This is a genomic window from uncultured Microbulbifer sp., assembly GCF_947489355.1.
GTDB lineage: Bacteria > Pseudomonadota > Gammaproteobacteria > Pseudomonadales > Cellvibrionaceae > Microbulbifer.
Genome location: NZ_CANLDD010000059.1, coordinates 1 through 24,573, shown reverse-complemented (window position 1 = coordinate 24,573; position 24,573 = coordinate 1). Strand labels below are relative to the sequence as shown.

20 protein-coding genes and 2 pseudogenes are annotated in these 24,573 nt (G+C 52.3%); 14 read left to right on the top strand and 8 right to left on the bottom strand.

Annotated elements, in window-relative coordinates:
* Positions 1 to 643: 643 nt before the first annotated feature.
* Together Q1A48_RS17840 and Q1A48_RS17835 are read right to left on the bottom strand one after the other, a co-directional pair.
* A complete protein-coding gene (locus Q1A48_RS17840) occupies positions 644 to 1,348 on the bottom strand; it encodes a hypothetical protein (protein ID WP_299947623.1) in 705 nt (234 codons plus the stop codon).
* Between the two features lie 786 nt (positions 1,349 to 2,134).
* Positions 2,135 to 3,349: a M12 family metallo-peptidase gene (locus tag Q1A48_RS17835; RefSeq protein ID WP_299947621.1), complete on the bottom strand. Its 1,215-nt coding sequence runs from the start codon at positions 3,347 to 3,349 to the stop codon at positions 2,135 to 2,137.
* A 797-nt stretch (positions 3,350 to 4,146) separates the two neighbouring features.
* Between Q1A48_RS17835 and Q1A48_RS17830 the strand changes: the two genes are divergently transcribed.
* From Q1A48_RS17830 to Q1A48_RS17805, 6 genes are all read left to right on the top strand, one after another.
* Positions 4,147 to 5,169, top strand: a complete 1,023-nt coding sequence (locus tag Q1A48_RS17830) for an aldo/keto reductase (RefSeq protein WP_299947619.1) — start codon at positions 4,147 to 4,149, stop codon at positions 5,167 to 5,169.
* Between the two features lie 509 nt (positions 5,170 to 5,678).
* Complete coding sequence (locus Q1A48_RS17825) at positions 5,679 to 6,170, top strand: GNAT family N-acetyltransferase (RefSeq protein ID WP_299947617.1); 492 nt, start codon at positions 5,679 to 5,681, stop codon at positions 6,168 to 6,170.
* A 460-nt stretch (positions 6,171 to 6,630) separates the two neighbouring features.
* Positions 6,631 to 7,662, top strand: a complete 1,032-nt coding sequence (locus Q1A48_RS17820) for an NAD(P)H-dependent glycerol-3-phosphate dehydrogenase (RefSeq protein WP_299947615.1) — start codon at positions 6,631 to 6,633, stop codon at positions 7,660 to 7,662.
* A 13-nt stretch (positions 7,663 to 7,675) separates the two neighbouring features.
* On the top strand, positions 7,676 to 8,200 hold the full coding sequence (locus Q1A48_RS17815; protein WP_299947612.1) for a DUF4389 domain-containing protein: 525 nt from the start codon (positions 7,676 to 7,678) through the stop codon (positions 8,198 to 8,200).
* Positions 8,201 to 8,232: 32 nt separating this feature from the next.
* Complete coding sequence (locus Q1A48_RS17810; RefSeq protein WP_299947610.1) at positions 8,233 to 8,691, top strand: histidine phosphatase family protein; 459 nt, start codon at positions 8,233 to 8,235, stop codon at positions 8,689 to 8,691.
* A gap of 162 nt (positions 8,692 to 8,853) precedes the next feature.
* The gene (locus Q1A48_RS17805) at positions 8,854 to 9,729 is read left to right on the top strand and encodes an alpha/beta hydrolase (RefSeq protein WP_299947608.1); all 876 of its coding nucleotides are present in this window, start codon (positions 8,854 to 8,856) and stop codon (positions 9,727 to 9,729) included.
* Between the two features lie 4 nt (positions 9,730 to 9,733).
* Here Q1A48_RS17805 and Q1A48_RS17800 read toward each other — a convergent pair whose 3' ends face one another.
* Positions 9,734 to 10,078: a 5-carboxymethyl-2-hydroxymuconate Delta-isomerase gene (locus Q1A48_RS17800; protein WP_299947606.1), complete on the bottom strand. Its 345-nt coding sequence runs from the start codon at positions 10,076 to 10,078 to the stop codon at positions 9,734 to 9,736.
* A gap of 52 nt (positions 10,079 to 10,130) precedes the next feature.
* The gene (gene folE / locus Q1A48_RS17795) at positions 10,131 to 10,673 is read right to left on the bottom strand and encodes a GTP cyclohydrolase I FolE (RefSeq protein ID WP_299947604.1); all 543 of its coding nucleotides are present in this window, start codon (positions 10,671 to 10,673) and stop codon (positions 10,131 to 10,133) included.
* Between the two features lie 121 nt (positions 10,674 to 10,794).
* On the opposite strand from folE, the gene prmB reads away from it, so the two are divergent.
* Together prmB and aroC are read left to right on the top strand one after the other, a co-directional pair.
* Positions 10,795 to 11,718 (top strand): 50S ribosomal protein L3 N(5)-glutamine methyltransferase, encoded by a 924-nt coding sequence (gene prmB / locus Q1A48_RS17790; protein ID WP_299947602.1) that lies wholly within the window; start codon positions 10,795 to 10,797, stop codon positions 11,716 to 11,718.
* A gap of 174 nt (positions 11,719 to 11,892) precedes the next feature.
* Positions 11,893 to 12,969: a chorismate synthase gene (aroC, locus tag Q1A48_RS17785; protein ID WP_299947600.1), complete on the top strand. Its 1,077-nt coding sequence runs from the start codon at positions 11,893 to 11,895 to the stop codon at positions 12,967 to 12,969.
* A gap of 231 nt (positions 12,970 to 13,200) precedes the next feature.
* On the opposite strand, the gene Q1A48_RS17780 is transcribed toward aroC, so the two are convergent.
* From Q1A48_RS17780 to Q1A48_RS17770, 3 genes are read right to left on the bottom strand one after another with little or no spacing between them, the layout of a single operon-like run.
* Positions 13,201 to 14,517 carry a sodium ion-translocating decarboxylase subunit beta gene (locus Q1A48_RS17780; RefSeq protein WP_299947599.1) on the bottom strand — a complete coding sequence of 439 codons (1,317 nt, stop codon included), beginning with the start codon at positions 14,515 to 14,517 and terminating at the stop codon, positions 13,201 to 13,203.
* Between the two features lie 19 nt (positions 14,518 to 14,536).
* Positions 14,537 to 16,324, bottom strand: a complete 1,788-nt coding sequence (gene oadA, locus Q1A48_RS17775) for a sodium-extruding oxaloacetate decarboxylase subunit alpha (protein WP_299947597.1) — start codon at positions 16,322 to 16,324, stop codon at positions 14,537 to 14,539.
* 55 nt (positions 16,325 to 16,379) lie between these two features.
* The gene (locus tag Q1A48_RS17770; protein WP_299947595.1) at positions 16,380 to 16,613 is read right to left on the bottom strand and encodes an OadG family protein; all 234 of its coding nucleotides are present in this window, start codon (positions 16,611 to 16,613) and stop codon (positions 16,380 to 16,382) included.
* A 596-nt stretch (positions 16,614 to 17,209) separates the two neighbouring features.
* Here Q1A48_RS17770 and Q1A48_RS17765 point away from each other — a divergent pair.
* From Q1A48_RS17765 to Q1A48_RS17755, 3 genes are all read left to right on the top strand, one after another.
* The gene (locus Q1A48_RS17765; protein ID WP_299947593.1) at positions 17,210 to 18,223 is read left to right on the top strand and encodes a tRNA-dihydrouridine synthase; all 1,014 of its coding nucleotides are present in this window, start codon (positions 17,210 to 17,212) and stop codon (positions 18,221 to 18,223) included.
* Positions 18,224 to 18,965: 742 nt separating this feature from the next.
* Positions 18,966 to 19,673 (top strand): lipase, encoded by a 708-nt coding sequence (locus tag Q1A48_RS17760; RefSeq protein ID WP_299947627.1) that lies wholly within the window; start codon positions 18,966 to 18,968, stop codon positions 19,671 to 19,673.
* A gap of 758 nt (positions 19,674 to 20,431) precedes the next feature.
* On the top strand, positions 20,432 to 21,100 hold the full coding sequence (locus tag Q1A48_RS17755; protein WP_299947591.1) for a flavodoxin family protein: 669 nt from the start codon (positions 20,432 to 20,434) through the stop codon (positions 21,098 to 21,100).
* Positions 21,101 to 21,129: 29 nt separating this feature from the next.
* Here the strand turns inward: Q1A48_RS17755 and Q1A48_RS17750 are convergent.
* Positions 21,130 to 21,749: pseudogene (locus Q1A48_RS17750) on the bottom strand (transposase).
* Positions 21,750 to 22,064: 315 nt separating this feature from the next.
* On the opposite strand from Q1A48_RS17750, the gene Q1A48_RS17745 reads away from it, so the two are divergent.
* The 3 genes and pseudogenes from Q1A48_RS17745 to Q1A48_RS17735 all read left to right on the top strand — a co-directional run.
* Entirely contained in the window at positions 22,065 to 23,234 is a 1,170-nt protein-coding gene (locus Q1A48_RS17745; RefSeq protein WP_299947588.1) for a fatty acid desaturase, read from the top strand.
* 587 nt (positions 23,235 to 23,821) lie between these two features.
* Complete coding sequence (gene tnpA / locus Q1A48_RS17740) at positions 23,822 to 24,256, top strand: IS200/IS605 family transposase (RefSeq protein WP_299947625.1); 435 nt, start codon at positions 23,822 to 23,824, stop codon at positions 24,254 to 24,256.
* Between the two features lie 66 nt (positions 24,257 to 24,322).
* A pseudogene (locus tag Q1A48_RS17735) lies at positions 24,323 to 24,457 on the top strand (IS256 family transposase); the annotation flags it as partial.
* Positions 24,458 to 24,573: the final 116 nt, after the last annotated feature.

Here is a 24,573-nt window from a genome sequence, read left to right as displayed (position 1 = left end):
TTGTGTTAGAACCTCAACAATGCGAGCTTGCTCTTACAAATCAATAGGCTACATCCAAACGGGAACAGCCCCTAGCCCACCAGGATACGATAAAAAGGTACAGCGGTACAGTTTACTGAAGTCGAATACCGTAATTTCTTAAGCGTAGTCGTGGAAAGTCCTGACATGAGGGGAATCGTCAACTCCGGGGCAGCGGAGGAGATCAATGACTCTCCATTTTTGTTTAGGGTACGGAGGTAGCTATATGTCTTACCTCCATCGGTAATATCATATTTTTCTGTATATGGACCTTCAGTAGTCCTCAATGACTTAATCCAGGGAAGGGATTTACTGAGTCGGGGCCTCTGTAAAATTTACTCGCAATTACCTTGTGTGACCGACCTATATCAAACAATTATTTCTTGTGTATTTATCTTTAGAGAGTTGGTTTTTTTAAGAAGAAATTTTTAAGGTAGTTGTGACTCTGCTCATACAAAGGTTGTTGGCTGGTTTCTGCGTCTGAAGGTTCGGCAAACTGAATCGTCTATGGGTAGTAAATGATACCTCGAAGAGTTCGAAGTCAAGGCTGCCCGATTGCTCGCAGATCTGTAGTAAGTTGTTGTAGGGAGGGTTAGAAACCCTCCTTTGCCAAGTCGCGACTCTTTCAATCTATAGAAAGTGTTGCATAAGCAATTGGCTGTATATCTGTATCAATTGTAGTGCCGTTTAAACTGACACTCATGGTTTTAAAGCCGAGATAGGAAAGCTCGTTATTTGTGCGGTTTATAACACTGATAACTACTGTTTTCAGTACATCTTTCATGAGCCTATCTACATTGGTTGAGTGCATGACGCCCATACCTTCGTTTTCTCTGCTTACCTCATTAAACAATTCATTTGCTAGTAGGACATTTCCATCCTTGTCAGATAGGGTCAGCGCTAGTGAGACATGCCTCCGGCTTGTTACAGTCCAAACGCCAGCTTCATTTTCAAATTCGAAATTCAATATTTTCCCGGTTAGGGAGTAGGAAGGGGGCGATGAGTCATTTCCTTTGTAGGCATCTACACCTACCGAATTAAATTCCTTTATGAATATATCTTGTAATATCACAGAAACCGGTTGATATTCAATATTTTCATACTTTAAACCAAACTTCCAAGGGTCCTGCTTGCCAACGAAGCTATTTGATTTTTCGTCATTTGAGTCTATCCAAGCCCTGGTATCTTCAAATTGATAGACTGCTAATTTTTTCCCTGCAATCCCGTTGTATTGTAGGTCAACGCCTGGGTCATATGTTGCAACCAATGCTCTAGTGCACCCACCAAGTATTGTAATTGCAAAGAACAATATAGTAACTTTAAGCTTCATTTTAACCTCTTTTGGCTCTTGTGATTAATGACAAAAATTTTTACATTTTGATTGGGGGATATGTAGCGATTTGCTTTTTCCATAAGGTGATGAAAAACAGCAATTTGTTATGCTGTTATATATTTACCTAATTGACAAAAATAGTCTTGGCAACAGAAAATCATTTTTTTATATTTTCAAAAGTTTTGATATATAGGTTGCTTAGAAAGATTTGGATGAATACATTAAACTAATTTGTGTGGTTACATATTCTTCGTAAATGGTTAACTGGGATTAGCAGAGGCATAGTATTATTGGATTGCCGGCCATTCGCTTCACCCACCGCCGAGCACAATTTTGAAGCAAACTGGCGCCAACTTCAAGGAAAACTGCTTTGAGTCAGCTGGCTGGTTAAATTTTGCACACCAGTGCTGTTTTGGGCTGCAACCACTCTCCCACTACCCCGGAAACAGTGGCAATCTACAACCTATTGAATTTAAACAATATTACTATTCCTGGCCATCCAATATACCCTTTGTATTTGTGGGGCGCAGATATATTCGTGCCAGCAGCCATACTTGTTTTGAGTAGTCACTTAAATCATCTAACTGTTTAATTTCAGGTGTTCGCAGAAAACGGGTTCTTCTAGCTGGGGCTACGAGATTGCCCGCAGATATCAACAGTTATGTAGTCACAAAAAAGGGGGCATATAGCCCCCTACGGTAATGTTTTCGGAAAAACAGCCAGTGCCTGGCATTCACCTCTCTTGTCGATACCACTTCCGAGGATTCTGCCCCCAGCCAGGCTTCAGATCGTACTTAAGCACCCGACGCTGTTGGCCCAGGACGTAATGGCGTTCTCGGACGATACGCCAAACCTGTTGAGTAATCCGGTACAGCCGCCGATGCCTGAACACATGATCGCGCAGTCACCCTGGCCGTTGCAGTGGTTCGCACTCCAGTTATGGCCGAGTTCGTGGGCTGTGAGTGCGACACGGGAAGCGAAGTTGCCGCTGAATCTTGATTGAGACACCCCGTAGCCTACATTGAAACTGCAAACCCCATTCAGATAGGCAATACCGATCACACTGCCGGCGAGATTCTTGCCGGTCATCAAGTGGGCAACATCACGCGGTACCCCGGCCTGGTTGGTTCTCCACTCGCTTCGGAACTGGGAGAGCAACCCGCTTGGATTTGTCGAGGAGTAGGGGTCGGCCCCGGTGCGCACGATGATTCTGCCGATCGCATAGCCAATGTCGGTTTCGTTCAGGTAGATTAACTCCACCGCATTCATTGTGCTCTCGATATCGGCGATGGTGGCGGATACCGAGCTTCCGTTCAGGTTGTAGTACTCGGTGTCGGCATCGAACGCGACATCCGCCTCAAGGGTGACCAGGCTCTGTTGCAAAGTATTGGATATCCCGTGCAGCATATGCTCGAACGGCTCCTCATCGGCGCCACAGGTCCAATCGCCGGGCAGAATATCGCTGGTACGGTACACCACATGCAAATCGGGCGCGATGCCGGATGTGGCGTCGGATAGCGGTTGAACGGCCCAGATTTCGTCGGGCATCTGAATCCAGGCCCTGACTTGGCCCCCCTCGGTCACCGATGCGGCTACCTTGGCGTCCTTCATACCCTTCAAGCTGCCCTGATACGTGCGTATGGGTGGTGCCTTGAACTCGTGTTTCACGCCGTCTCCATCAACGGTGTATACCACCAGGTTGGGGCTGCGTACTGAGTGGGGGGACAGCGACATCTGTACCGGCCTGCCGTCCAGGGTAAGATCCATATGGATATCTTTTACGGCCCCCGAGCGGGCATCCGGATTAACATCGGTTGTGATACGTTGGACACTGTACTGATTTAGATTCAAATTTAAATTCAGAGCATCCGCCACTGCCGCTTCGAGCTCAGCCTGTACATTCTGCTCGAGTGGGGTTTTTGCATGAATGATACTGCTGAAAGCGCAGAGTGCCATCAGTGCGGCACATCCTATTTTTCTTATATATCTCTTCAGCATTTTATTTTTCTCCGTATCTTTAGCATTGGTTTTTTTACAGCATTCTGTAGCCTCTTTTTCGGTGTAGCGGACTAATGAACCAATGGCGCAAGGGTCTACACGACCGGTGACTCCATCCTCAGGTACGCAAGATAATATCGGGTCTTATCCTGATGATTGTGTTGTTTCTGTTGCTGTAACTGCGCGGGACAACTGGAGCCACCATGGTGTGCGGGCCGGGGTTGAATACAATGCCCTTACCAGGGTTGGGCGCATGGAGCTGACCACTTTGCGTGGAGGATGTGACAGCGCCGTTCCTTTGCCATCGACTACCAAGTCGAAACTCTAGTACCACTTTTTATTTTTTATGTCAATAATTGGCTGAAAAACTCAAGGGGCTGTCAGGTTAATGATTATTTTAGAGGTAAACCGGTGCCAACGCCCTGAAAAACAGTATGTATTCAAGGGCTTGTTTTTATTTTGTACCAGGGTGCTACCTGGCAAGCCGAACAAAACCCTATATGTCATTTATTATTCAATAGGGCCCAAGTTAACGGCGTTGAAATGAGCTTTTGTATATCGGTTACGGGAGCGGGTAGTGGCAATACTGAATTTGCGGATTTCATTCGCCGCTCACACCGGGCTGAATTGGGTATCGGGGTGCGGCAGACAGGTGAAATTTCACAAGCGAATCCGGTTCTTGAATGCTCACATCCAGCAGCTATTGTCAGATCGTTAGGGTTTTTTCAAAGTGGTGTAACCATGGCAGATACACATACCTGTCAAAAATAATTGATAGCAGAAAATGAGGGTAGACAGTGGCCAATCAAACAATTCGAAACAAAATGCAGCTTCGCCCTATGGGAAGTTCCGGTATCAGTGCCTCTGTCATTGGCCTGGGGACATGGGCAATGGGTGGTTGGAAGTGGGGTGGAGGTGACGACAAGTCTTCTATTGATGCTGTTCGCGCCTCTATAGATTCAGGCGTAACATTGATCGATACCGCACCTGCCTACGGTTTGGGTCGTTCAGAAAAGCTGGTTGGGGAGGCGGTGAAAGGCCGCCGTGACGAAGTTGTGCTGGCCACCAAATGCGGATTGGTCTGGCACACTGATAAAGGCAACTACTTCCTCGATGAAGATGGAAAAAAAGTTCATCGTTATCTGGGTAGGGAGGCGATTTTTTACGAGGCAGAGCAAAGCCTGAAACGCCTCGGAACGGACTATATCGATCTGTACATCACCCATTGGCAAGACAGTACAACGCCTATTGCCGAAACTATGGATGCGTTATTAACACTCAAGAAACAGGGTAAAATTCGAGCAATCGGTATTTCTAATGCCTCACCCGAGGACTTCAGAGCATATGTGGCTGCCGGGCAATTGGACGCCATTCAGGAGTGTTATTCCATGCTCGACCGGGGCATTGAGCATACCCTGCTGCCACTGTGTAAGCAGTACGATGTGGCAATGCTCAGTTACTCAACCCTGGCCCTTGGCCTGCTTTCAGGAAAAATCGGTCCGGATCGTGTGTTTGAAGGCGATGACCTGCGCCTTAAAAACCCCCGCTTCAGTATTGAAAATCGTGCAAAAATTCAAGGGTTTTTGCAGTCGATCCAAGATATTGCAAAGGTGCACAATCTATCCATTGCCCAAACAGTTATTGCATGGACCCTTGCGCAACCGGGAATTACCTATGCGCTCTGCGGTGCGCGAAATGTGAAACAGGCCGCTGAAAATGCTGATGCTGGAATGGTTAAACTGGCTGGTAATGAGCTTGATCAGATAACTCAGGCAATCAAGCATCACCTCGAAAATTTTGACGATACCGAGAGTACATGAGGCGTACTACCTGATTTTAACTGGTGGTTACTACCGGGTCGAAAGGAAAGAATACCCCTCTCCCAGGACACGCTGTGAATACATCCTTGTACGCTCGTAATCGGCATCCATGCCTCATACGATCCTGGGGGAGGGGTATTCTTCCCTCCTGCTTTACTAGTAAGAACCCAATAAAACGGTGTCTGAGTATTTATATCATAATGAATGATCCCGATTTTTATCGGGTGCTGGTTTTGCACCTGAGTGAGAAAGGTTCAGATCACTAACAATTTTACCAGCTCAGCTACCAGCCTGGCCGCTCTTCGCGATGCAAAGGGGAGGGTGTTGGTTACCATTAAATCCACTGTATTCGGTAAAGAAGCAGGTGTAGCTGGTAATGGCTCAGAATCTGGCATATGCAAAACGTACCAGTGCCGGGTACAATCCCCCCCCCACTTTTTTTGGGTTGGATCTTCATACTGCGCACCTCGGTCCAAGGTACAGGCAGGCTGTTTTTTTGAGACAGATAGATGAATATTAGGGAAGCAACGAAGGAAGATTGGGATTTGATATGGCCGATCTTCCATGAAATAGCTAAAGCCGGTGATACTTATGCTTATGAAATGGATGCTACCAAGGCACAGGCTGAAAAAATCTGGCTGGAAATCCCACGTAAAACTTTTGTCTTTGAAGAAAATAAAAAAATTCTTGGTTCCTATTATCTAAAAACCAACCAGGCAGGTCCAGGCAAGCATGTCTGCAATTGTGGTTATATGGTTTCTTCATCCGCTAGAGGCAGAGGGCTTGCCACCACAATGTGTCGGCATTCGCAAAACATTGCACTAGACCTTGGTTACAAGGCGATGCAATTCAACTTTGTTGCCTCCAGCAACGAGGGCGCTGTTCGCTTATGGTGTAAACTTGGCTTTAACATTGTAGGCCGTCTCCCCAAGGCATTTAACCATCCTATACAAGGATATGTTGATGCCTTGGTATTGTTTAAATGGCTGGCAGATTGCTGAAAACCGAGAAAGTAGCCAGCCATTTTTCCTGATCATCTTTTTTATAAAAAACGCGCCTTTAGCTTGTGCCCGGCAGTGTCATGGAGGGCATGCCTGTACAAAGAATTTTGGCGCTGAATACTCTCATGGAGATGGCGGCTGGGGTAAAGGCCCGCCCATGCAGCCCCGGTCGTGCCCTCTGCATGGTTTGGTGTCAGGGCTTGTGCGGGTGCGCTGAATGCATTTGGTTGTTTTTCGTGCAGGAGGGTGCGGGCAGGGGTATTGTACTGTTGAGCGGGGTGGGGCTTGCAGTTACTATCCGAGAAGAGGGTAGAGATTGGGATTTTTGCCTGTAGGCTGATAATATAGCGCACAAATCACTTATTTTTGACTCTAAATCAAATAGTTACAATTTATCCCAGCGCCATCTGGCCACACCGCTATAATCCCAGGCCCCAGGAAAAGCTTTACCGGTATCATTATGCAAAAGGAAACTTCCAACTCTCGTTCTGTGGTCGTATTGGGCGGCGGCAGTTTCGGGACTGCGATTGCCAATATCGTAGCGGGAAATGGTCACGACACCCGCCAGTGGATGCGGGATGCTACACAGGCGGAAGCCTGCCGGGAGGCCCGTGAAAATAATCAATATTTACCTGGCGTAGCCTTGCATCCAGGGCTTCGTATCAGCAGCGACCTACATGAGGCGGTACAGGGCTGCGATATCGTCTTTATCGCTATCCCCAGCAAGTCTTTTCGTGCAGTGGTGCAGCGCCTGGCGCCGATGTTGAAACCGGGCACCATGTTGATTTCCACCACCAAGGGCATAGAGCATGATCATTTCCACTTGATGAGCGAAATTCTTCGCGAGGAAACTGCCGGGATGCGTATTGGCGTGCTGAGCGGCCCCAATTTCGCCAAGGAAATTGTCGCAGGCCACTACACTGCAACCGTGATTGCCAGCGAGGACGAGGAACTGTGCGGCGATATCCAGGCTGCGCTGCATTCCGAGACGTTTCGTGTCTATTCCAGTCAAGATATTTTTGGCGTTGAACTGGCCGGGGCCTTGAAAAATATCTATGCGATCATAACCGGCATGGCAGCGGCGCTGGATCGCGGGCAGAACACCATCAGCCTGCTGATCACGCGCTCTCTTGCCGAGATGATGCGTTTTGCCGAAGCCATGGGGGCAGATCCCATGACATTTATCGGTCTTGCCGGTGTTGGGGATCTGATACTCACCTGCTCTTCGAACCTGAGCCGCAATTATCGGGTTGGCTATCTGGTGGGTAAGGGCAAGTCCCTGGATCGCGCTGTCGCGGAAATCGGTCAGGTCGCCGAAGGTGTGAATACTATTCGCCTGATAAAAAAGAAAGCGGAGGAAATGGGCGTCTACATGCCCTTGGTTTCCGCGATTTACGCCATATTATTTGAACAGCGGCCGATTCCGGATGTTATTCGCCATTTAATGTCGGGCGCGCAAACATTTGATGTGGCCTATTCGGCCAAACCCTAACGGAAGCCTCTTTATGAAAAACGATGAACTCAAGCGCAATCTGACCTCTGGCAGCCAATGGGTGCGCCTGCTCTACATGGTGCTGTTTGCCATCTGTCTGGAAATTGCCGGATTTTTATTGCTGGCGGTGGTGGTATTGCAGTTTCTTTTTTCGATTATCAACGGCAGCGCCAATGATAACCTGCGCCGCCTCGGTGATCAGCTTGCCTCCTATGTCTACCAGACAATCCAGTTTTTAATTTACAACACCGAAGAAAAACCCTTCCCGTTTTCCGAGTGGCCGGAGTCCGATGTGGAAGATCTCTCCGGTTATGAGGGTGCCGAAGAAGTTTCCGCGGAGGTGGTTTCCAATAAAGGCAAAGGGGAAACGGCGAAGAAGGCCGGGCAAACAGAAGAAGCTGAGGATGCTATTATCCTTGGGGCCGGCGAGTCTGTAAGGCAATCCAAGTCCGGGTTGGCGAAAGACCGTTCGGACGAGCCCCCGGCTTCCAGTTCCGACAAACCGGGTGAGTCCGGTGAGCGTGCTGATAAGGCCTGACCCTTTGTTTACCCCGGCTTGAGGCAGTGCTTATGCAGCTCTTTATCCTGCGCCACGGCAAGGCCGAACCCCTGCTTGGCAACGATGCTGCGCGCGCTTTGACGGAATCTGGGCGCATTCAGGTTACACAGGTGTGTGAGAAGCGCGCCGAAGAGCTGTCTGCCGTGCGCGCACTCTGGGCAAGCCCCTTTGTGCGCACCCAGCAGACTGCCGGGATTGTTTCTGCACACTTGGGGTTGCCTGTGCTTACCGAGCCCCTGCTGATTGGCGATACCAACCCCCGGGAAGTCCTCGACAGGCTGCAGGAACAGGCCCGGGAAACCTTTCCCATCCTTATGGTCAGCCACCAGCCCCTGGTGGGCAAGCTGCTCAACGGTCTGTGCGGCAGCGTTGATCAATACCCTTTCGGCACGGCCAGTCTCGCTTGTGTCAGTGCCGAGGTCTGGGCGAACGGCTGCGCTGACCTGGATTGGCTGCAACACGCCGGATAACCACACTCTGATCCCCAAGCGGCAGATTGCCCAGGCCGTGTCCATTCACATTGCACCGAAATCCCTGTCCCGCTGGTGTTAAGAGTCATTGCAGGAGGCCGCGGCCAACTGCACCATTAGTGTCTTTGACAGATGGGAATAGATCCGATGGGATCAGCGGCTATGAAGCACACAGGGTACAGCGAAGTGCATCTTGAGTTCGACAGCAAAGCCATTGCTGCGCGCCAGTGGGGGAGTGTCGAGGGGGAACGGGTATTGGCTCTGCACGGCTGGCTGGATAACTGCGCAAGCTTCGACCGCCTGGCACCAATGCTGAAGGGGATAAACCTGGTTGCCCTGGATATGGCCGGGCACGGTCGCAGCTATCACCGCTCTTCCGATGCCAATTACAATATCTGGGAGGAGACCGAGGATATTCTGGGTGCTGCCGAAGCCCTGGGTTGGCGCAAGTTCTCGCTGCTCGCGCACTCCCGTGGCGCTATTGCGGGAATGATTGCCGCCGGTGCCTTTCCCGGTCGGGTAAAACGTCTCGCTTTGATCGATGGTTTGGTGCCGCCTTCAGCGGAGGATGCCCAGGCGCCGGATATCCTCGCCAGGGCCATCGCCCAGCGCGCCCGTTACAGTGTGGTGCGCAAAGCGCGGGTTTACCGGACTTTTGCCCAGGCGGTTGAAGCCCGGATGAACGGCATGTTCCCTTTGTCGGCTTGGGCCGCCGGTGTACTCACCGAGCGGGGCATCCGCCCTGCCGACGGCGGCTTTATCTGGCGCAATGACCCGCGCCTGATGGCGTCCTCCACCGCCAAGCTCAACGGGGCTCAGGTGCGGGCGTTTTTATCCCGTCTCAATATGCCGGTGCGCCTGGTACTGGCGGAAGGGGGGATCGAGGGTATGATCGAGCGGTTACGCCCGGTGCTGAAAGAGCATGAAAATATCACAGTGCAGGTGATGCCCGGCAGTCACCACCTGCATATGGAGGCGGGTGCGGAGGGGATTGCAGCGTGGTTTGGGCCTTTCCTGCGCGGCGAGGTCGACCCCTAGCTGCCTAGAAGGGTACCCGTTTCGAGTAGCAGCTGGCATCCATTTCGCGCACTTCCACCGAGACGGCGGGGACGCCATCGGCAAACTGGCACAGGCAATTGAACACCGCCGAACTGAGTGCCTCCCGCTCTCTGGCGCTGCGCCCTTGCAGCAGGCGAATCTCTGCGTGGATAAAACTATCCCCCTGGTCGCCGGCAATAAACTGGTCGTACGCCCTGGCGCGGGTCTTGATAGTGTGGGAGGCGAACAGACCGGAGCGGTTCATTGCCTCCTGCGCCGAGCTGACCAGGGCGGCAACGGAAATCCTGTTTTCCAGATTTTTTGCGTACTCTATGATCAGATGAGGCATAGCGATTCACTCTGTAAACACGGTGGCCGGCAACGCTTCCGGGCCGATCCGGTTACTGGCGGATCAGGGAGAGAAATTCGTTGCGTGTGGCCTGGTTGCTGCGGAAGATACCCAGCATGGCTGAAGTCTTCATCACGGAGTTCTGCTTTTCCACGCCGCGCATCATCATGCACATATGCTGGGCCTCTATGATAACACCAACGCCGGCGGCACCGGTGACATCTTGCAGGGTCTCGGCGATCTCAACGGTGAGCTGCTCCTGAATCTGCAGGCGGCGGGCGAACATATCGACGATGCGTGCTACCTTGGACAGGCCCACAACCTTGCCATTGGGAATATAGGCCACATGGGCACGGCCGATAAACGGCAGCAGGTGGTGCTCACACAGGGAGTAGAGTTCGATATCCTTGACCAGTACCATTTCGCTGCAGTCGGACGGGAAGAGTGCACCGTTGACCACGTTTTCCAGGGTCTGCTTGTAACCGCGGGTCAGGTATGCCATGGCCTTGGCGGCGCGCTCCGGGGTATCTTTGAGTCCGGGGCGTTGCGGATCTTCACCGATTGCTTCAATAATTTGCGCGTAATGTCTGTTCATGCTGCTCTTTCCAACATCTCGGCCCGAAGGGCGGATGCGCTACCCTAAGCGTTTGCAACCCGAGAGTAAAGATGATCTGCGCGAACCCCGATAAGAGCCACAGCAATTTAGGATAGGTCCCATGATAGAAAGGCGTGAATCCAACCTGCGCGAGTTGACCACAGTACTGGATTATATTCGCTGGGGTGCCAGCCGGTTTCACGAGGCCGGCCTCTGTTTTGGCCACGGTACCGACAATGCTTGGGATGAAGCGGTATTGCTGGTTACCCATGCCCTGTATCTACCGCCCTACAGCAAACCGGAAATACTGCAGGCCCGCCTGACCAGCGAGGAGCGCCGCGAGGTACTCGCCATACTGGAGCGGCGTTTCACCGAGCGGATTCCCGCTGCTTACCTCACCCGTGAGGCCCACTTTTGCGATATGACCTTCTACGTGGACGAGCGGGTGCTGGTGCCCCGTTCGCCCATCGCAGAACTGATACGTCGCGGCTTTGAGCCCTGGCTCAAGGTGGAGCCCCTGGCGATACTGGATTTGTGCTGTGGTAGTGGCTGTATCGGTATCGCCTGCGCCGAGGCCTTTACACAGGCGCGGGTGGACCTCAGCGACATCTCGGCGGGTGCGATTGAGGTGGCACAGATCAATATCAACCGCCACCACCTGAATGAGCAGGTGCGCGCCCTGCAATCGGACCTCTTTGACAACCTGCAAGGTTTCAGCTACGAGCTGATTGTCTGCAATCCGCCCTATGTGAGCGCAGGGGACCTGGCCGAAATGCCCGATGAATTCCGGCTAGAGCCGGAAATCGCCCTGGGTTCGGGAGAGGATGGCCTGGATTTCACGCGCCGCCTGTTGCACCAGGCTGCCACCCACCTGCAACCGGAGGGATTGCTGGTCTGCGAGGTGGGCAACAGTTGGGAAGCGCTTGAGCAGGCGTTCCCGGAGGTGCCGTTTTTGTGGCCGGAATTCGAGGACGGCGGGCACGGCGTGTTTGTGATCAGCCGTGAGGAGCTGCTCGCCTACCAGCCCCTCTTTGAGAAAGAGTAATTGTTTTTGTCAATCCGGTGAAATGGGCAGCCGGGTTACCCCTCGGAAATGAGTGTGCGAAGTGTCTGTGCTTTTTGCCGGGCACCGCTCGCACGGGTGGGGAACGCTCTATAATGTGCGGCTTTCTCTCGAGCCAACCCCACTTCAACCAATAACGAGCTGGAAAAGTCGCTTATGTCGGGCAATACTTTTGGCAAACTGTTCAATGTTACCACTTTTGGCGAAAGTCACGGCCCCGCTCTGGGCTGTATCGTCGATGGCTGCCCACCGGGGCTGGAGATCCATGCAGAGGACATCCAGCGGGAGCTGGATCGCCGCAGGCCCGGCACCTCCCGCTATACCACCCAGCGCCGTGAACCGGATCGGGTGCAGATACTCTCCGGCGTGTTCGAAGGGAAAACCACCGGCACGCCCATCGGTCTTGTGATTGAAAACACCGACCAGCGCTCAAAGGATTACAGCAGTATTGCCGAACAGGTGCGCCCGGCCCATGCCGACTATACCTACTGGCAGAAGTATGGTGTGCGCGACTATCGCGGCGGTGGCCGCTCCTCTGCGCGGGAGACCGCCATGCGCGTTGCCGCCGGCGCGATTGCGAAGAAATGGCTGAAACAGAAATACGGCATTCTGGTGCGCGGTTACCTGTCCCAATTGGGGCCCATTCAGGTGCAAAAGCTGGATTGGGATCAGGTTGAGCAAAACCCGTTTTTCTGCCCGGATGCAGACCGCGTAGCGGAGATGGAGCACTACATGCAGGCCCTGATCAAAGAGGGCAATTCCATTGGTGCGCGTATTTCCATTCACGCCAGCGGCGTACCCGCGGGTCTGGGCGAGCCGGTATTTGACCGCCTGGATGCGGATCTGGCCCGTGGCCTGATGAGTATCAATGCGGTGAAAGGGGTGGAAATCGGTGCGGGTTTTGCCAGTGTGGAGCAAAAGGGTACCGAGCATCGGGATGAAATCACACCTGAGGATGGATTCCTGTCAAACAATGCCGGCGGCATTCTGGGGGGCATTTCCAGTGGCCAGGATATTGTTGTCCATATCGCCCTGAAACCCACTTCCAGCCTGCGGATTCCAGGCCGCAGCATTGACCGTTCCGGCAACGCCATCGAAGTGGTGACAAAAGGGCGCCACGACCCCTGTGTGGGCATTCGTGCAACCCCGATTGCCGAAGCGATGATGGCCCTGGTCCTGATGGACCACGCCCTGCGCCAGCGGGGCCAGAATGGGGATGTGGTGCCGGGTTAGTCCGGGAAGCGGATTTTGTGATCCGCCACCCCGCGAGAGACAAAAAAATTATCGGACAGTACTGTTTATCTACGCATTGCAAGTCGTGTGCTATTCAAGAATAGCCAATCCATTCGGCGTGCAGACTCACCCGGCAACCACACTGGCCGTCGGGTTGGTAGGGTTTTGATTGGAAAAAGGGCGCGTGGCGGGTGGATTCCAGTGGAGGCCAAACCGTCAATCGCCGGGTAGTCAGCCACCGGTCATACTCCGCACCATACTGATCATCACCCCGGCGGCAACGGCAGAGCCAATTACACCGGCCACATTCGGACCCATGGCGTGCATCAACAGGAAGTTGTGGGGGTTGGCTTCCAGGCCCACCTTGTTGGATACCCGCGCAGCCATGGGCACAGCGGATACACCGGCGGAACCGATCAGCGGGTTGACCTTGTGTTTGCTGAACAGGTTAAGCAGCTTGGCCATTAGTACGCCGGCGGCGGTGCCGATGGCGAAAGCCACAATACCCAGGGTGAGGATACCGAGGGTTTTCGGGTCCAGGAACTTGTCCGCGACGAGCTTGGAGCCCACAGACAGCCCGAGGAAAATAGTGGTGATATTGATCAACGCATTCTGGGCGGTGTCGGAAAGTCGTGCCACCACGCCGCATTCGCGCATCAGATTGCCGAAACAGAACATCCCCAGGAGCGGGGCGGCGGCCGGCAGGAACAGGGCCACCAGGATCAGCAATAACAGCGGGAAGGTGATTTTCTCCCGTTTGCTCACATGGCGTAGCTGTACCATTTCGATTTTTCGCTCCCGCTCGGTCGTGAGGGCGCGCATAATCGGCGGCTGGATCATAGGCACCAGTGCCATATAGGAGTAAGCCGCAACCGCGATGGCCCCGAGTAGGTCGGGTGCCAGCAGGCTGGAGACATAAATCGCTGTGGGGCCATCGGCGCCGCCGATGATACCAATCGCCGCGGCATCGGCGATGCTGAAATCCATAATGCCGGCCACGGATAAACCAACGGCACCCAACACCGTAGCGAAGATACCAAACTGTGCTGCGGCGCCCAGAAACAAAGTGCGCGGATTGGCCAGCAGTGGACCGAAGTCTGTCATGGCACCGACCCCCATAAAGATCACCAGGGGCGCGACTGCGGAGGCTATAGCCACAGAGTAGAAGTTGTACAGCATGCCGTTGCTGAAGCCGGCATCCCGGGCAAACTCCGTTGCCTGTACCTGCAAAGCAGCTGGTGCTCTGGCCAGTGCCTCTTTCAGGGCACTGAGACCGCTGTTGCTATCCAGGCCTAAAATCTGCGCCATTTGTGTTAATACTGCGGTATCTCCCTGGGCCAGCGCGGTTTCCGCCGCGGAAAGTGCCAGGTCCGCGCCGGGAATATTTGCCAGTATCCCGCCAAAGCCAATGGGGACCAGCAGCAGCGGCTCAAACTGCTTGCGAATGGCCAAGAACAGCAGTACCAGCCCCGCAAGAATCATGGTGAATTGGCCCGGCGTCATTTGAGAGAGGCCGGATGATTGCCAAAGAGTAATGAAGTTATTCACTTGTGACTCCTACCTCCCGCTAAGCGATGGCCAGCAGGACATCACCCACCGCCACGGCATCGCCCTCTTTCACCGTCACACTGGAGACGCTGCCGCTGCGCGGCGCACTGACGATGGTTTCCATTTTCATGGCTTCCAGCACCACAATGGCCTGGCCCGCACTGACCTGATCTCCGGGCTGCACCATGACCTTGAAAATATTGCCCGCAAGCGGTGCATTGACCGGCTCCCCACTGCCACTGGCGCTATGCACTGCACTGGTGTTTGTCGCGGTTGCCGGGGTGGCAGCGGACACACTGGTGAGGTCACCGCCATCGGATACGGTCACGGTGTATCTCTGCCCTTCAACCGACACCGTGTAGACCGCCTCGCCCTGATCATTTTTGATGGCATCGTTCCCGTGGCTGTTGGGCACAGGTTCAAAAGCGGCGGCATTACCGCGGTTTTTCAGGAACTTCAGACCGATTTGCGGGAAGAGTGCGTAGGTGAGCACATCGTCAATCTCACCTTCGCCGTCGGTAAGCGCAAGGTCCTCCTCACCGGCTTTTTCCTGCAGCGCCAGGGTCAGTTTATCCAGTTCTGGTGCGATCAGGTCAGCGGGGCGGCAGGTCACAGGTACCTCTCCGTCCAGCACCCGCATCTGCAGTTCCTGATTCACCTCGGCGGGTGTCGCGCCATATTCCCCCTTCAAAACAGCGGCAGTCTCTTTGGAGATCGACTGGTAACGGCTGCCGGTCAGTACATTCAGCACGGCCTGGGTACCCACAATTTGTGATGTGGGGGTAACCAGGGGGATATATCCCAGATCCTGGCGCACGCGGGGGATTTCCTCCAGCACCTCGTCGAGGCGATCACCGGCGCCCTGTTCGCGCAGTTGGTTTTCCATATTGGTGAGCATGCCTCCGGGTACCTGGGCCACAAGAATCCGTGAGTCCACGCCTTTTAGGGAGCCCTCGAACTTGGCGTACTTTTTGCGCACCTCGCGGAAGTAAGCGGCGATCTCTTCCAGCAGGCGGATATCCAGGCCGGTGTCCCGCTCGGTGCCCTCCAGAATGGCCACTAATGTCTCGGTGGGGCTGTGGCCGTAGGTCATGGACATGGAGCTGATGGCCGTATCCACATTGTCGATGCCCGCCTCGATGCATTTGAGCGCAGTGGCAGTGGAGAGGCCCGTGGTGGCATGGCACTGCATATGGATGGGGATGTTCACAGCCGCCTTCAGGCGCTTCACCAACTCATAACCCTCATAGGGCCGCAGCAGCCCGGCCATATCCTTGATTGCGATGGAGTCCGCGCCCATATCCTCGATCCGGCGGCCCAGATCCACCCAAAGGTCCATGGTGTGGACCGGGCTAACGGTGAAAGAAATAGTGCCCTGGGCGTGCTTTCCGTGCTTTTTGACCGATGCCAGTGCCGTTTTCAGATTGCGCATATCGTTCATGGCATCGAATACACGGAACACATCCACCCCGTTTTTTGCCGCGCGCTCGACAAACTTTTCCACCACGTCATCGGCGTAGTGGCGGTAGCCCAAAATATTCTGTCCGCGGAACAGCATCTGTTGCGGGGTATTGGGCATGGCTTTTTTCAGTTCGCGGATGCGTTCCCAGGGGTCCTCGCCGAGATAGCGGATACAGGCATCAAAAGTGGCACCGCCCCAGGACTCCAGTGACCAGAATCCCACCTTGTCGAGTTTTCCCGCGATAGGGAGCATATCGTCCAGGCGCAAGCGGGTTGCAAACAGTGACTGGTGGGCATCGCGCAGGACTACGTCGGTAATCCCCAATGGCTTTTTAACCTCAGTCATGGGTTCTCTCTCTCGGCAGAAATATTTGGATGGTGAACAAAAAAAAGAAGGGCGGCTAGCGGTTTTTGCGGTGTTGATCAATTGCCGCCTTGATAATGGCGTGTAAGCGTGCCCTGTCTCCCGCGCCGGTATAGGGTGGTGCAGTGGCCGGTTTGGCCTCGGGAAAGTAATGCCTGATTATACGGGACATAATGCCGGTTCCAATGACCAGCAACAGCAGGAACGTAAAAACAACCCCCATCCCGAACAGCGTCATGTCCAGTCCCTGTTGAAAAAGTGTCTCTTGCACAGTTATCCCCTAAGCCAGTGGGTTATGAAATTTGTTTTTTGCCGATTGTGTTGTTTGGGCGCGATTAAGGCTTCATGATGAAAAGCCAGCCCTCGGGTTTACCCTGGTCTTTGACGGGCTCGTCAATGGGCAATGGCATTCGCGTACAAACAGCACTTTTTAGTCTCCGCCCATCAGCAGCCCCATCGCCAGGTGTGTAAGCTCGGGTATCGACATTGTGGGCCCCGGAATCAGACAGGACCCAGTGAGGCCACCCCTTCTTCTGACCACTACGTCACTTTACCGCATATCCGTGGGTCTCTCCCCCTTGCAAAGTTACCTGGCCACAAAAGCCTGGCGGATGTGGAGCCGCTACTTGTTGCAGAATAAAATGGCGTCCGCAATTTCCTATTATCAGTACAAGTTACTTTTAAAATCAATCGGTTATTGGTTTCATTGGCAACAATGCACCCTGTTTTAATCCATCCGCACTTGCTTCAGGGCCTGTCTTTTGAGCATTCATTGAACATCCCTGGAATGACTATGCCTACAGTGGTAAAGCACCCGCTGATAGAATATGCGCCAGTTATCCCCGTGTGTTTTCCAGATCCAGTTGTATGACCAGTAAGACAGCCCTGCCTCGACCGAAAATCTACCAGGCGCCAATGGAAGGTGTCATTGATCACCATGTGCGCAAAATGCTCTGCGCAATCGGTGGGATTGATCTCTGTGTAACGGAATTTGTGCGCGTAACCAATACGCGGCTGCCCCGCCGCGTGTTTACCCGGCTGTGCCCGGAGCTTTTGCATGGCGCTGCCACGGCGGGTGGCACTCCGGTACGCCTGCAACTGTTGGGAGGCAACCCGGAAGCCATGGCGGCCAATGCCCACAAGGCGGTTGAAGTGGGGGCGAGCGCCATTGACCTGAATTTTGGATGCCCGGCGAAATCCGTCAACAACAGTGACGGTGGCGCCTGTCTGTTGCAAAGCCCGGACAGGTTGGAAGCCATTGTCGGTGCAGTGCGCCGGGCTGTTCCGCAGGCTATCCCTGTCACAGCCAAGATCCGCCTGGGTTACAACGACAGGTCCACTTATCTGGATAACGCCCTCGCCGCCGCTGCCGGAGGTGCCAGTGAGCTGGCAGTACACGCCCGCGCCAAGGTGGATGGCTACAAGCCGCCAGCCTACTGGGCGTGTATCGGGGAAATCAAGGAGAGACTGGACATTCCCGTTATTGCCAATGGCGACATCTGGACACTGGAGGCGTTCAAGCGTTGCCGTGCAGTGACCGGTTGCGAGGCCTTTATGTTCGGACGCAGCCTGCTCGCACGCCCGGATCTGGGTCTGCAGATCAAGGCTTTCTGTGCCGGTGAGAACTACCGCCCTATGGGTTGGCAACAGGTTGTTGCTCTTTTGTGGGACTATTATCAGACCACCAGGGAAATATATCCCTCCAAATATCTGGGCAACCGTATCAAGCAGTGGCTCGCCTACCTCAAGCTGGCCTTTCCCGAAGCCCGGATTTTTTTTGAAAAACTGAAACGACTGCGCATGGCAGAAGCCATTGAAGCGGTATTTATCCGGGAATTACAGGGTCGGCAAAGAGCGCTTGAAGAAATAGACGTGCTGTGAGCCACGGGAGTTACGTCGCTGGAAATTTTTTTGCTCTTTAATTATCGGGTAAAGAACGCCCTGAAATGCACAAAAGGCCGGGTGCTTCTATTGATATCAATGTTTTCTGCCGGTTTACTACCGGGTCGAAAGGAAAGCATACCCCTCTTCCAGAACGGGCTGTGAATACATCTCTGTATGCTCGCAATCGGCATCCATGCCTCATACGATCCTGGGAGAGAGGTATTCTTCCCTCCTGCTCTACTAGTAAGGACCGGATCGCTGCGTTGAACCGGAATCTCGCCACTAGCCAACCGCAAGAGTGCCAATCTGGGCAAACCCGATCAACAGCGCTACAGAGAGAAAGCCGATGCGATCTGTAAGACGGTGATGGAACAGGAGGCAGTGGAGCGGACGTGGGCGAAGAGTGCCAGGATGTGAGTCGGGAGTGCCAGCCAGGGCATGCTAACGCTGACCCCTGTCGGTCGGTATTACTCCAGTCTAAACTTGCGGGTGCAATTTCAATCACCTTCACATAGGGGCTGTTGAAATTACCGCCAATTCAGACCAAGGTCTAATACCTTCGAGAATAATGCGCTGTTAACTTTTATCGTGGGTTGGATAACTTGTGCGCAATTTTGTTACAAAAGAAATAATAAAAAATCCTCAATTGGACGACTTGGGGTCTTTATTATCAACGCACTTCCTTTTGTGGAAGAAGCAATCACGGCCCACCCCGTCAAATATTACGAGGAAGATCAACATGTACTCCTATGTTCACTGCTTAACCGGGGCGCTATGCTTGCTGTTTACCGCCTTCTGCACGCCCGGTGTTTTCGCTCAATGTGTAGATAATGTTGTACTTGTCCATGGTAACATTGGGCACCCAACGGATTGGGATAGTACTTATCAAAGATTGCTTGACGAAGGCTACACATCAAACCAGATTTTTCGCCCTAGTTGGGGCTCCAAGATCTGTCCAGCATGCAATAATCACAGCGGCTCTGAAGAGGTGCCTGTGCTCAATGCTATTAATACGGCGATCAACAGTTCTTGCACCGGCAAGATAGATGTCATCGGCCACTCCATGGGGGTGACTCTGGCAGCCAAAGCCATCATTAGTGAAGGCCGTGTTGATAAAGTGGATGCCTTTATCGGTATCGCCGGAGCTTACAGAGGGCTCTGGTCCTGCGGAAGATATCCGTTCAACGTTACCACCAGTACTTGTGGCCAGGATGGCTTGTCGGTTTCCAGTCCCTTTCTGGACTGGCTCTATGGCAAAGAAATTGCCAGCCGCGTTTACTCAATAAAGAGTTACACAGATCAAGTCGTTTGTGGCACCGGTGTCTGTACAGTGGGTGGCGTGCATTCGAGTCGTATTGAGGGCGAGATAGAGACTTTCACCTTTACCTATGGACACTTCGGTCTGCAAAAATATACCGCCAGCAAGCAGTATGCATTGCTCCACTGAACCGGAGCGCTAAGTAGAAGACTCAAAATTTTACAGGGAAGACGCGGCAAGAAAGTTAACGTTTTACCGTATGTATAGAAGGGTAAACAAGCAACCTTCCTTAAGTTCCAGCATCTGTTTACCCTCTGAAGGATGCCCAAAACGCTGGTGTGTCGGGTAAATCCCGAGGGCTAATTTTACCTATCTCGTTATCTTCTAAACGGTTCGGCTACCTGGTGATCAAAGTAGTCGCTCGGTGCTATGGTCGTAACGTGTTGCGGTCAAGATAGTCCAGTTTCGGTGGTATTCACCATGAGCCACTGATTCAATTCGCCTGAATCTGGTGATGTTAATCAATACCATGGGCTGCATTGCCAAATTTTGCCTATGCCTGAACGTTTACACCGGCGATTCTTCGCCTGACCTCTGATCTGAATATTGTGCGCATAGTGCTTTTTTCACGCGTATGAACATGACAGAGGAGTCCGTAACAGAGGCAGAGCGCTGTAGTGGTAGACTGCCAAGGACCTAAAGGCTACTGGTTCGTGAATGGCGGCTACAGCCTGGTAAGAGAGAGAGTGGTCCGGATCAATGGCTACTTCATCTGGTGGATTTCCCGGATTCAAGAAAAAGGGGGGGATTGAGAGAAAAAATGTGGTAGGGGCAAAATTAATTGCTACACTATATTGTGGCTGATTAAATGCCTAAATATGTCGGATGATGCAAATAAACCAAAGGCTGGGCGTTAGGTGACTTTGATTTAACTCTGGGAGGAACTTATGAAACTTAAAGCGCTATTTTTGAACTGTACGCTCAAGAAGTCCCCGAAAACTTCCAATACCGAGGCCCTCATCGACAAGGTTGTAGCACTGATGGCTCCAATGGGTGTCGAGTGTGAGACCGTTCGTTTAGTCGACTACAAAATCAAATATGGCGTTGAATCCGACATGGGAGATGGGGATGAATGGCCGAAGATTTACGATAAGATCAAGCAGGCCGATATCCTTGTGCCGTCGATGCCGATATGGATGGGGGTCAGAGCATCACCCTGCCAGCTAATGTGTGAACGCCTGGATGGCTCATATCGGGATCTTGATCCAAAAACCGGCCAATACCCATTATATGGCAAGGTGGTGGGTGTGATCGTTACAGGGAATGAGGATGGTGCACATGATTGCTGCGCGACAACCCTGTATAACTTTACCCATTACGGGTGTACTGTTCCGCCAAATGCCGACTGCTATTGGGTTGGTGATGCTGGGCCGGGACCAAGTTACATCGAACAGGGACAGGGTCATCTCTATACAAATCGCACAGCCCGCTTCCTCGCAAGCAGCACTGTGTGGATGGCCAAAATGCTCAGGGAACATGGTCCGATTGAAACCAATTTGATAAAACTTACTGAAGAGGCGCAAAAAGTCAGTACCGACACAGCCCCGGCAGGCTGATGGTGGAATCGAAGGGATGTTTGTAGTAGTCAAGTCTGAACTACTACATCTGAACTAATCCAGTTAAACCAGTCGACCCAGGTCAAGGTTGCGCGTTCAACCTCATCCAGCCCTTTCCATGGGCCTGTTCTGTGAATGATCCACCTTGAGGTTTCTGCCAGTGCGTTGTCGTAGGAGTCGCCGACGCCTGGAAGCCCGTCTCACTAAGCCGTTCAGTGTATCGAATCGACAGGTACTGACTACCCCGATCACTGTGATGGATAACGCTGCGGGGCTTGCCTCGTGCCCATTCCAGAGCATCAAGCACGATGTCGGTAATGAATAACACCCTTACTTCAGTTTGCGGCCGAGTTTCGCCTGGGCGAAAAAGCGGCAGCCTTGCGCAAGATCTTGTTAGCGCGCTTCAGCTCGCGGGCTTCGCGCTTTAACTCTTTAAGGCGGGCTGCATCACCACTGGTGGTGCCGGGCTTAGTGCCGTTGTCGACTTCCTTCTTGTTGGTCCATGACCGTAGAGTCTCAGGCGCGCAGCCGATTTTGAGGCGATAACTCTAATCACTGCCCAGCGTGATTGATGCTCGTGCCTACCAGTCAATACCATGCGAACTGCGCGTTCCCGTACTTCGGGGGAGTATCCAGGTCGTTTGCTCATTGGCTAATTCTCTCGAGAAAGTTAGCCTTCGAGAAATCCGGGGAGATTCAGGTTCTGTTAGTCAATATGGAGCTGGTGCCATCCGCCCTCTTTACTGGCGGCGAAATCTATCTGATTAATATGTGGTCAATATCACTCTCTTTACCCACTTGAAATTCAAAAACCGCCCATGAAAATGACAGCATCTACCTTCTTTCGCTCCATAACCTGCACTATTAACACCACTACGCCCTTTACAGCTGGGAGGCGCTATGAATTTAAGCTAGTATCGAGACATTCGTCTCACCCACCGACACAACGAAGGCAATGGCCAGTATGAACAAGGCAACTGAGAAACCACCCATTTTATGGCTCCAGACCCTGGTTTTTAGCATTACACTGCTAATCGCTCTAATCGCCGTCCCGTGGTATGCCTTTACCCATGGCTATAGCTTGGCCGTCGTTATCTGTGCATTGTTATTCTGGATTTCCAACGGCATATCGATTACCGCTGGCTACCACCGTCTCTGGTCACACCATACCTATAAAGCCCACCCACTATTACAAATTCTACTGGCCCTGTTTGGTGCTGCCGCCACCCAGAACAGTATTCTAGTGTGGGCCTCAGGCCACCGCCGCCACCATCGTCATGTCGATGACAACGAACGCGATCCCTATTCAGCCAAAAAAGGCTTCTGGTTTTCTCACATCGGCTGGATGCTGAGACACTATGACAGCGGCAAAGACAACTTTGACAACGCCAAAGACTTACAGCACGACAAGATTGTTATGTGGCAACACCGTCACTATTTGGCCATCACGCTGGCGATGAATTTTATACCGCCATTATTAGTAGGCATTGCCACCGGCGACATCATCGGCAGCCTTTTGTTAGTCGGTGTCTTGCGCCTAGTGATCAGTCATCACACGACCTTTTTAATTAATTCTCTGGCCCATATTTGGGGTAAGCGTCCCTATACTGAAAGTAATACTGCCAGAGACAACGGCTTTATCGCCCTGTTAACCTATGGCGAGGGTTACCACAATTACCATCACTTGTTTCAGTACGATTATCGCAACGGTGTGCGCTGGTGGCAGTTTGACCCTACCAAATGGTTGATTAAAAGCGCCAGTTGGGTGGGCTTGACAAAGGATTTAAAACGAGCACCCAGTTTTAAAATCCTCAAAGCCATGCTGGATATGAAATTTAAAAAAGCCCAGGAAAAACTAGCCTCCACCTCAGAAACAGAAGAATATTCACAGTTAGAGTGGTCCAAAATCTTGGAGCAGGAATATCAGCAATTTTCCAACATCCTCAATGAGTGGAACCAGTTGCGCCAAAAGTGGTATGAACAGAAGCGTGACAAACTCAACGAAGCAACCCATGCTCTGCAAGAAAAGTGGCACTCCACCGCCCTGCACACCCGCTTTAAAGAATTGAAATATGCCTTGAAAATGCAAACTAGGCGTTTGGATCTCCTGACTCAACAGTTTGCCACCGCTTAATGCCATCATCCAAAACGGTAGTAAAAAGTTCCGTTAAAGGGCAGACACGAGTTACTAACAAGGCGGAAGGGAAGAATACCCTTATCTCGGACCGTATGAGGCATGGACGCCGATTACGAGCGTACAGGGGGGGTTCACAGCTTGCCCCGAGAGGAGGGTATTCTTTGCTTCCGACCCGGTAGTAATTCTCAGCACCACCGAATGACTCTTTGCAGAAGACCCTGAGAAGCTATGGCTTATTGATGATGGCCGGAATCAGAGCAAAGGAAGTTAAAGGCCCTGATGTGTGGATGCCACCTTATGAGCCTTTATAGGCCATCTATGTTCAGCGGTTTATCACAATGGTCGAGAAGTATGGGCTGGCTCTTACTGAAAAAGAATCAGCTCAGTTTATGGCTTCGTTGGAAGAGAAATAGGTTGGTAAGTGAGTACTAGAATATTTTCCAGATTCTGGGCGATTACCCTTCTAATTAATCAAGAAGTAAACCACCGCCTCTGGCGGTGAGACTCGACAGGGCTCTGCCGTTCCGGCGTGCAGGGTAAAAATATGGCCTCCTATGAGCCGGTAAGTTCCATGAGGAGGCGATATTAGAGATTGGCAGAGCCAAGCTTACGTTAAGCATTATTGCAGGTATCATGTTGTATTTGTTCCGAAATACAAAAAGAAGGCGATATTTGGTGCGTTGCGAAAGAAGGTTGGGGTCATTTTTCGTGATCTTTGCCTTCAGGCAGGGATAGAACTGGTAGAGGGCTACGCAATGAGGGATCACATCCACATGTTGCTGATGATCCCTCCGAAGTTCAGCGTGGCCAATACAGTGGGATTTCTCAAGGGTAAGTCAGCAATCCGGATATTCCGGGAGTGCTTGCAAGCCAAAAGAATTTTCACTGGCCGCCATTTGTGGGCAAGAGGTTATTGCGTAAGCACAGTGGGCTTAGATGAAGAGGTGGTTCGGAAGTACATCAAAAACCAAGAAAGTGAGGAGCGCCGTCAGGAGCAGATGCGCTTGGAAGGGTTTTAACTAATAGCCTGGTAGTCCTCAGAAGTCTGTGTCATTTCTCTATCATTAGCAAAAAAGAGATGACCTATGACCAAACCTTCTTTCGATATGGATGCTGCTGTCAAGGCGCTGTGTGAGAGCAAAGACCTCAGCGGCAAAGATGGCATCCTGACGCCTCTGATCAAACAGCTTACCGAAGCAGCCATGAGCGCGAACCTGGAGGTGTAGTGGTCAAGTATTTTTGGCCACCGTCTTTTGAGCTGTATTAGTTCAGACCAAATCTGACACATCTCCTTGAAAAGAAGGGGTTTACCGGTTTTGATGAAGGTGACAAAACC

Coding starts and splice junctions, on each gene's coding strand:
- aroC (WP_299947600.1), top strand. CDS start 11,893: ATGTCGGGCAATACTTTTGGCAAACTGTTCAATGTTACCACTTTTGGC.
- Q1A48_RS17800 (WP_299947606.1), bottom strand. CDS start 10,078: ATGCCTCATCTGATCATAGAGTACGCAAAAAATCTGGAAAACAGGATT.
- Q1A48_RS17840 (WP_299947623.1), bottom strand. CDS start 1,348: ATGAAGCTTAAAGTTACTATATTGTTCTTTGCAATTACAATACTTGGT.
- Q1A48_RS17815 (WP_299947612.1), top strand. CDS start 7,676: ATGAAAAACGATGAACTCAAGCGCAATCTGACCTCTGGCAGCCAATGG.
- prmB (WP_299947602.1), top strand. CDS start 10,795: ATGATAGAAAGGCGTGAATCCAACCTGCGCGAGTTGACCACAGTACTG.
- Q1A48_RS17810 (WP_299947610.1), top strand. CDS start 8,233: ATGCAGCTCTTTATCCTGCGCCACGGCAAGGCCGAACCCCTGCTTGGC.
- oadA (WP_299947597.1), bottom strand. CDS start 16,324: ATGACTGAGGTTAAAAAGCCATTGGGGATTACCGACGTAGTCCTGCGC.
- Q1A48_RS17755 (WP_299947591.1), top strand. CDS start 20,432: ATGAAACTTAAAGCGCTATTTTTGAACTGTACGCTCAAGAAGTCCCCG.
- Q1A48_RS17765 (WP_299947593.1), top strand. CDS start 17,210: ATGACCAGTAAGACAGCCCTGCCTCGACCGAAAATCTACCAGGCGCCA.
- folE (WP_299947604.1), bottom strand. CDS start 10,673: ATGAACAGACATTACGCGCAAATTATTGAAGCAATCGGTGAAGATCCG.
- Q1A48_RS17820 (WP_299947615.1), top strand. CDS start 6,631: ATGCAAAAGGAAACTTCCAACTCTCGTTCTGTGGTCGTATTGGGCGGC.
- Q1A48_RS17745 (WP_299947588.1), top strand. CDS start 22,065: ATGAACAAGGCAACTGAGAAACCACCCATTTTATGGCTCCAGACCCTG.
- Q1A48_RS17760 (WP_299947627.1), top strand. CDS start 18,966: ATGTACTCCTATGTTCACTGCTTAACCGGGGCGCTATGCTTGCTGTTT.
- Q1A48_RS17805 (WP_299947608.1), top strand. CDS start 8,854: ATGAAGCACACAGGGTACAGCGAAGTGCATCTTGAGTTCGACAGCAAA.
- Q1A48_RS17835 (WP_299947621.1), bottom strand. CDS start 3,349: ATGCTGAAGAGATATATAAGAAAAATAGGATGTGCCGCACTGATGGCA.
- Q1A48_RS17825 (WP_299947617.1), top strand. CDS start 5,679: ATGAATATTAGGGAAGCAACGAAGGAAGATTGGGATTTGATATGGCCG.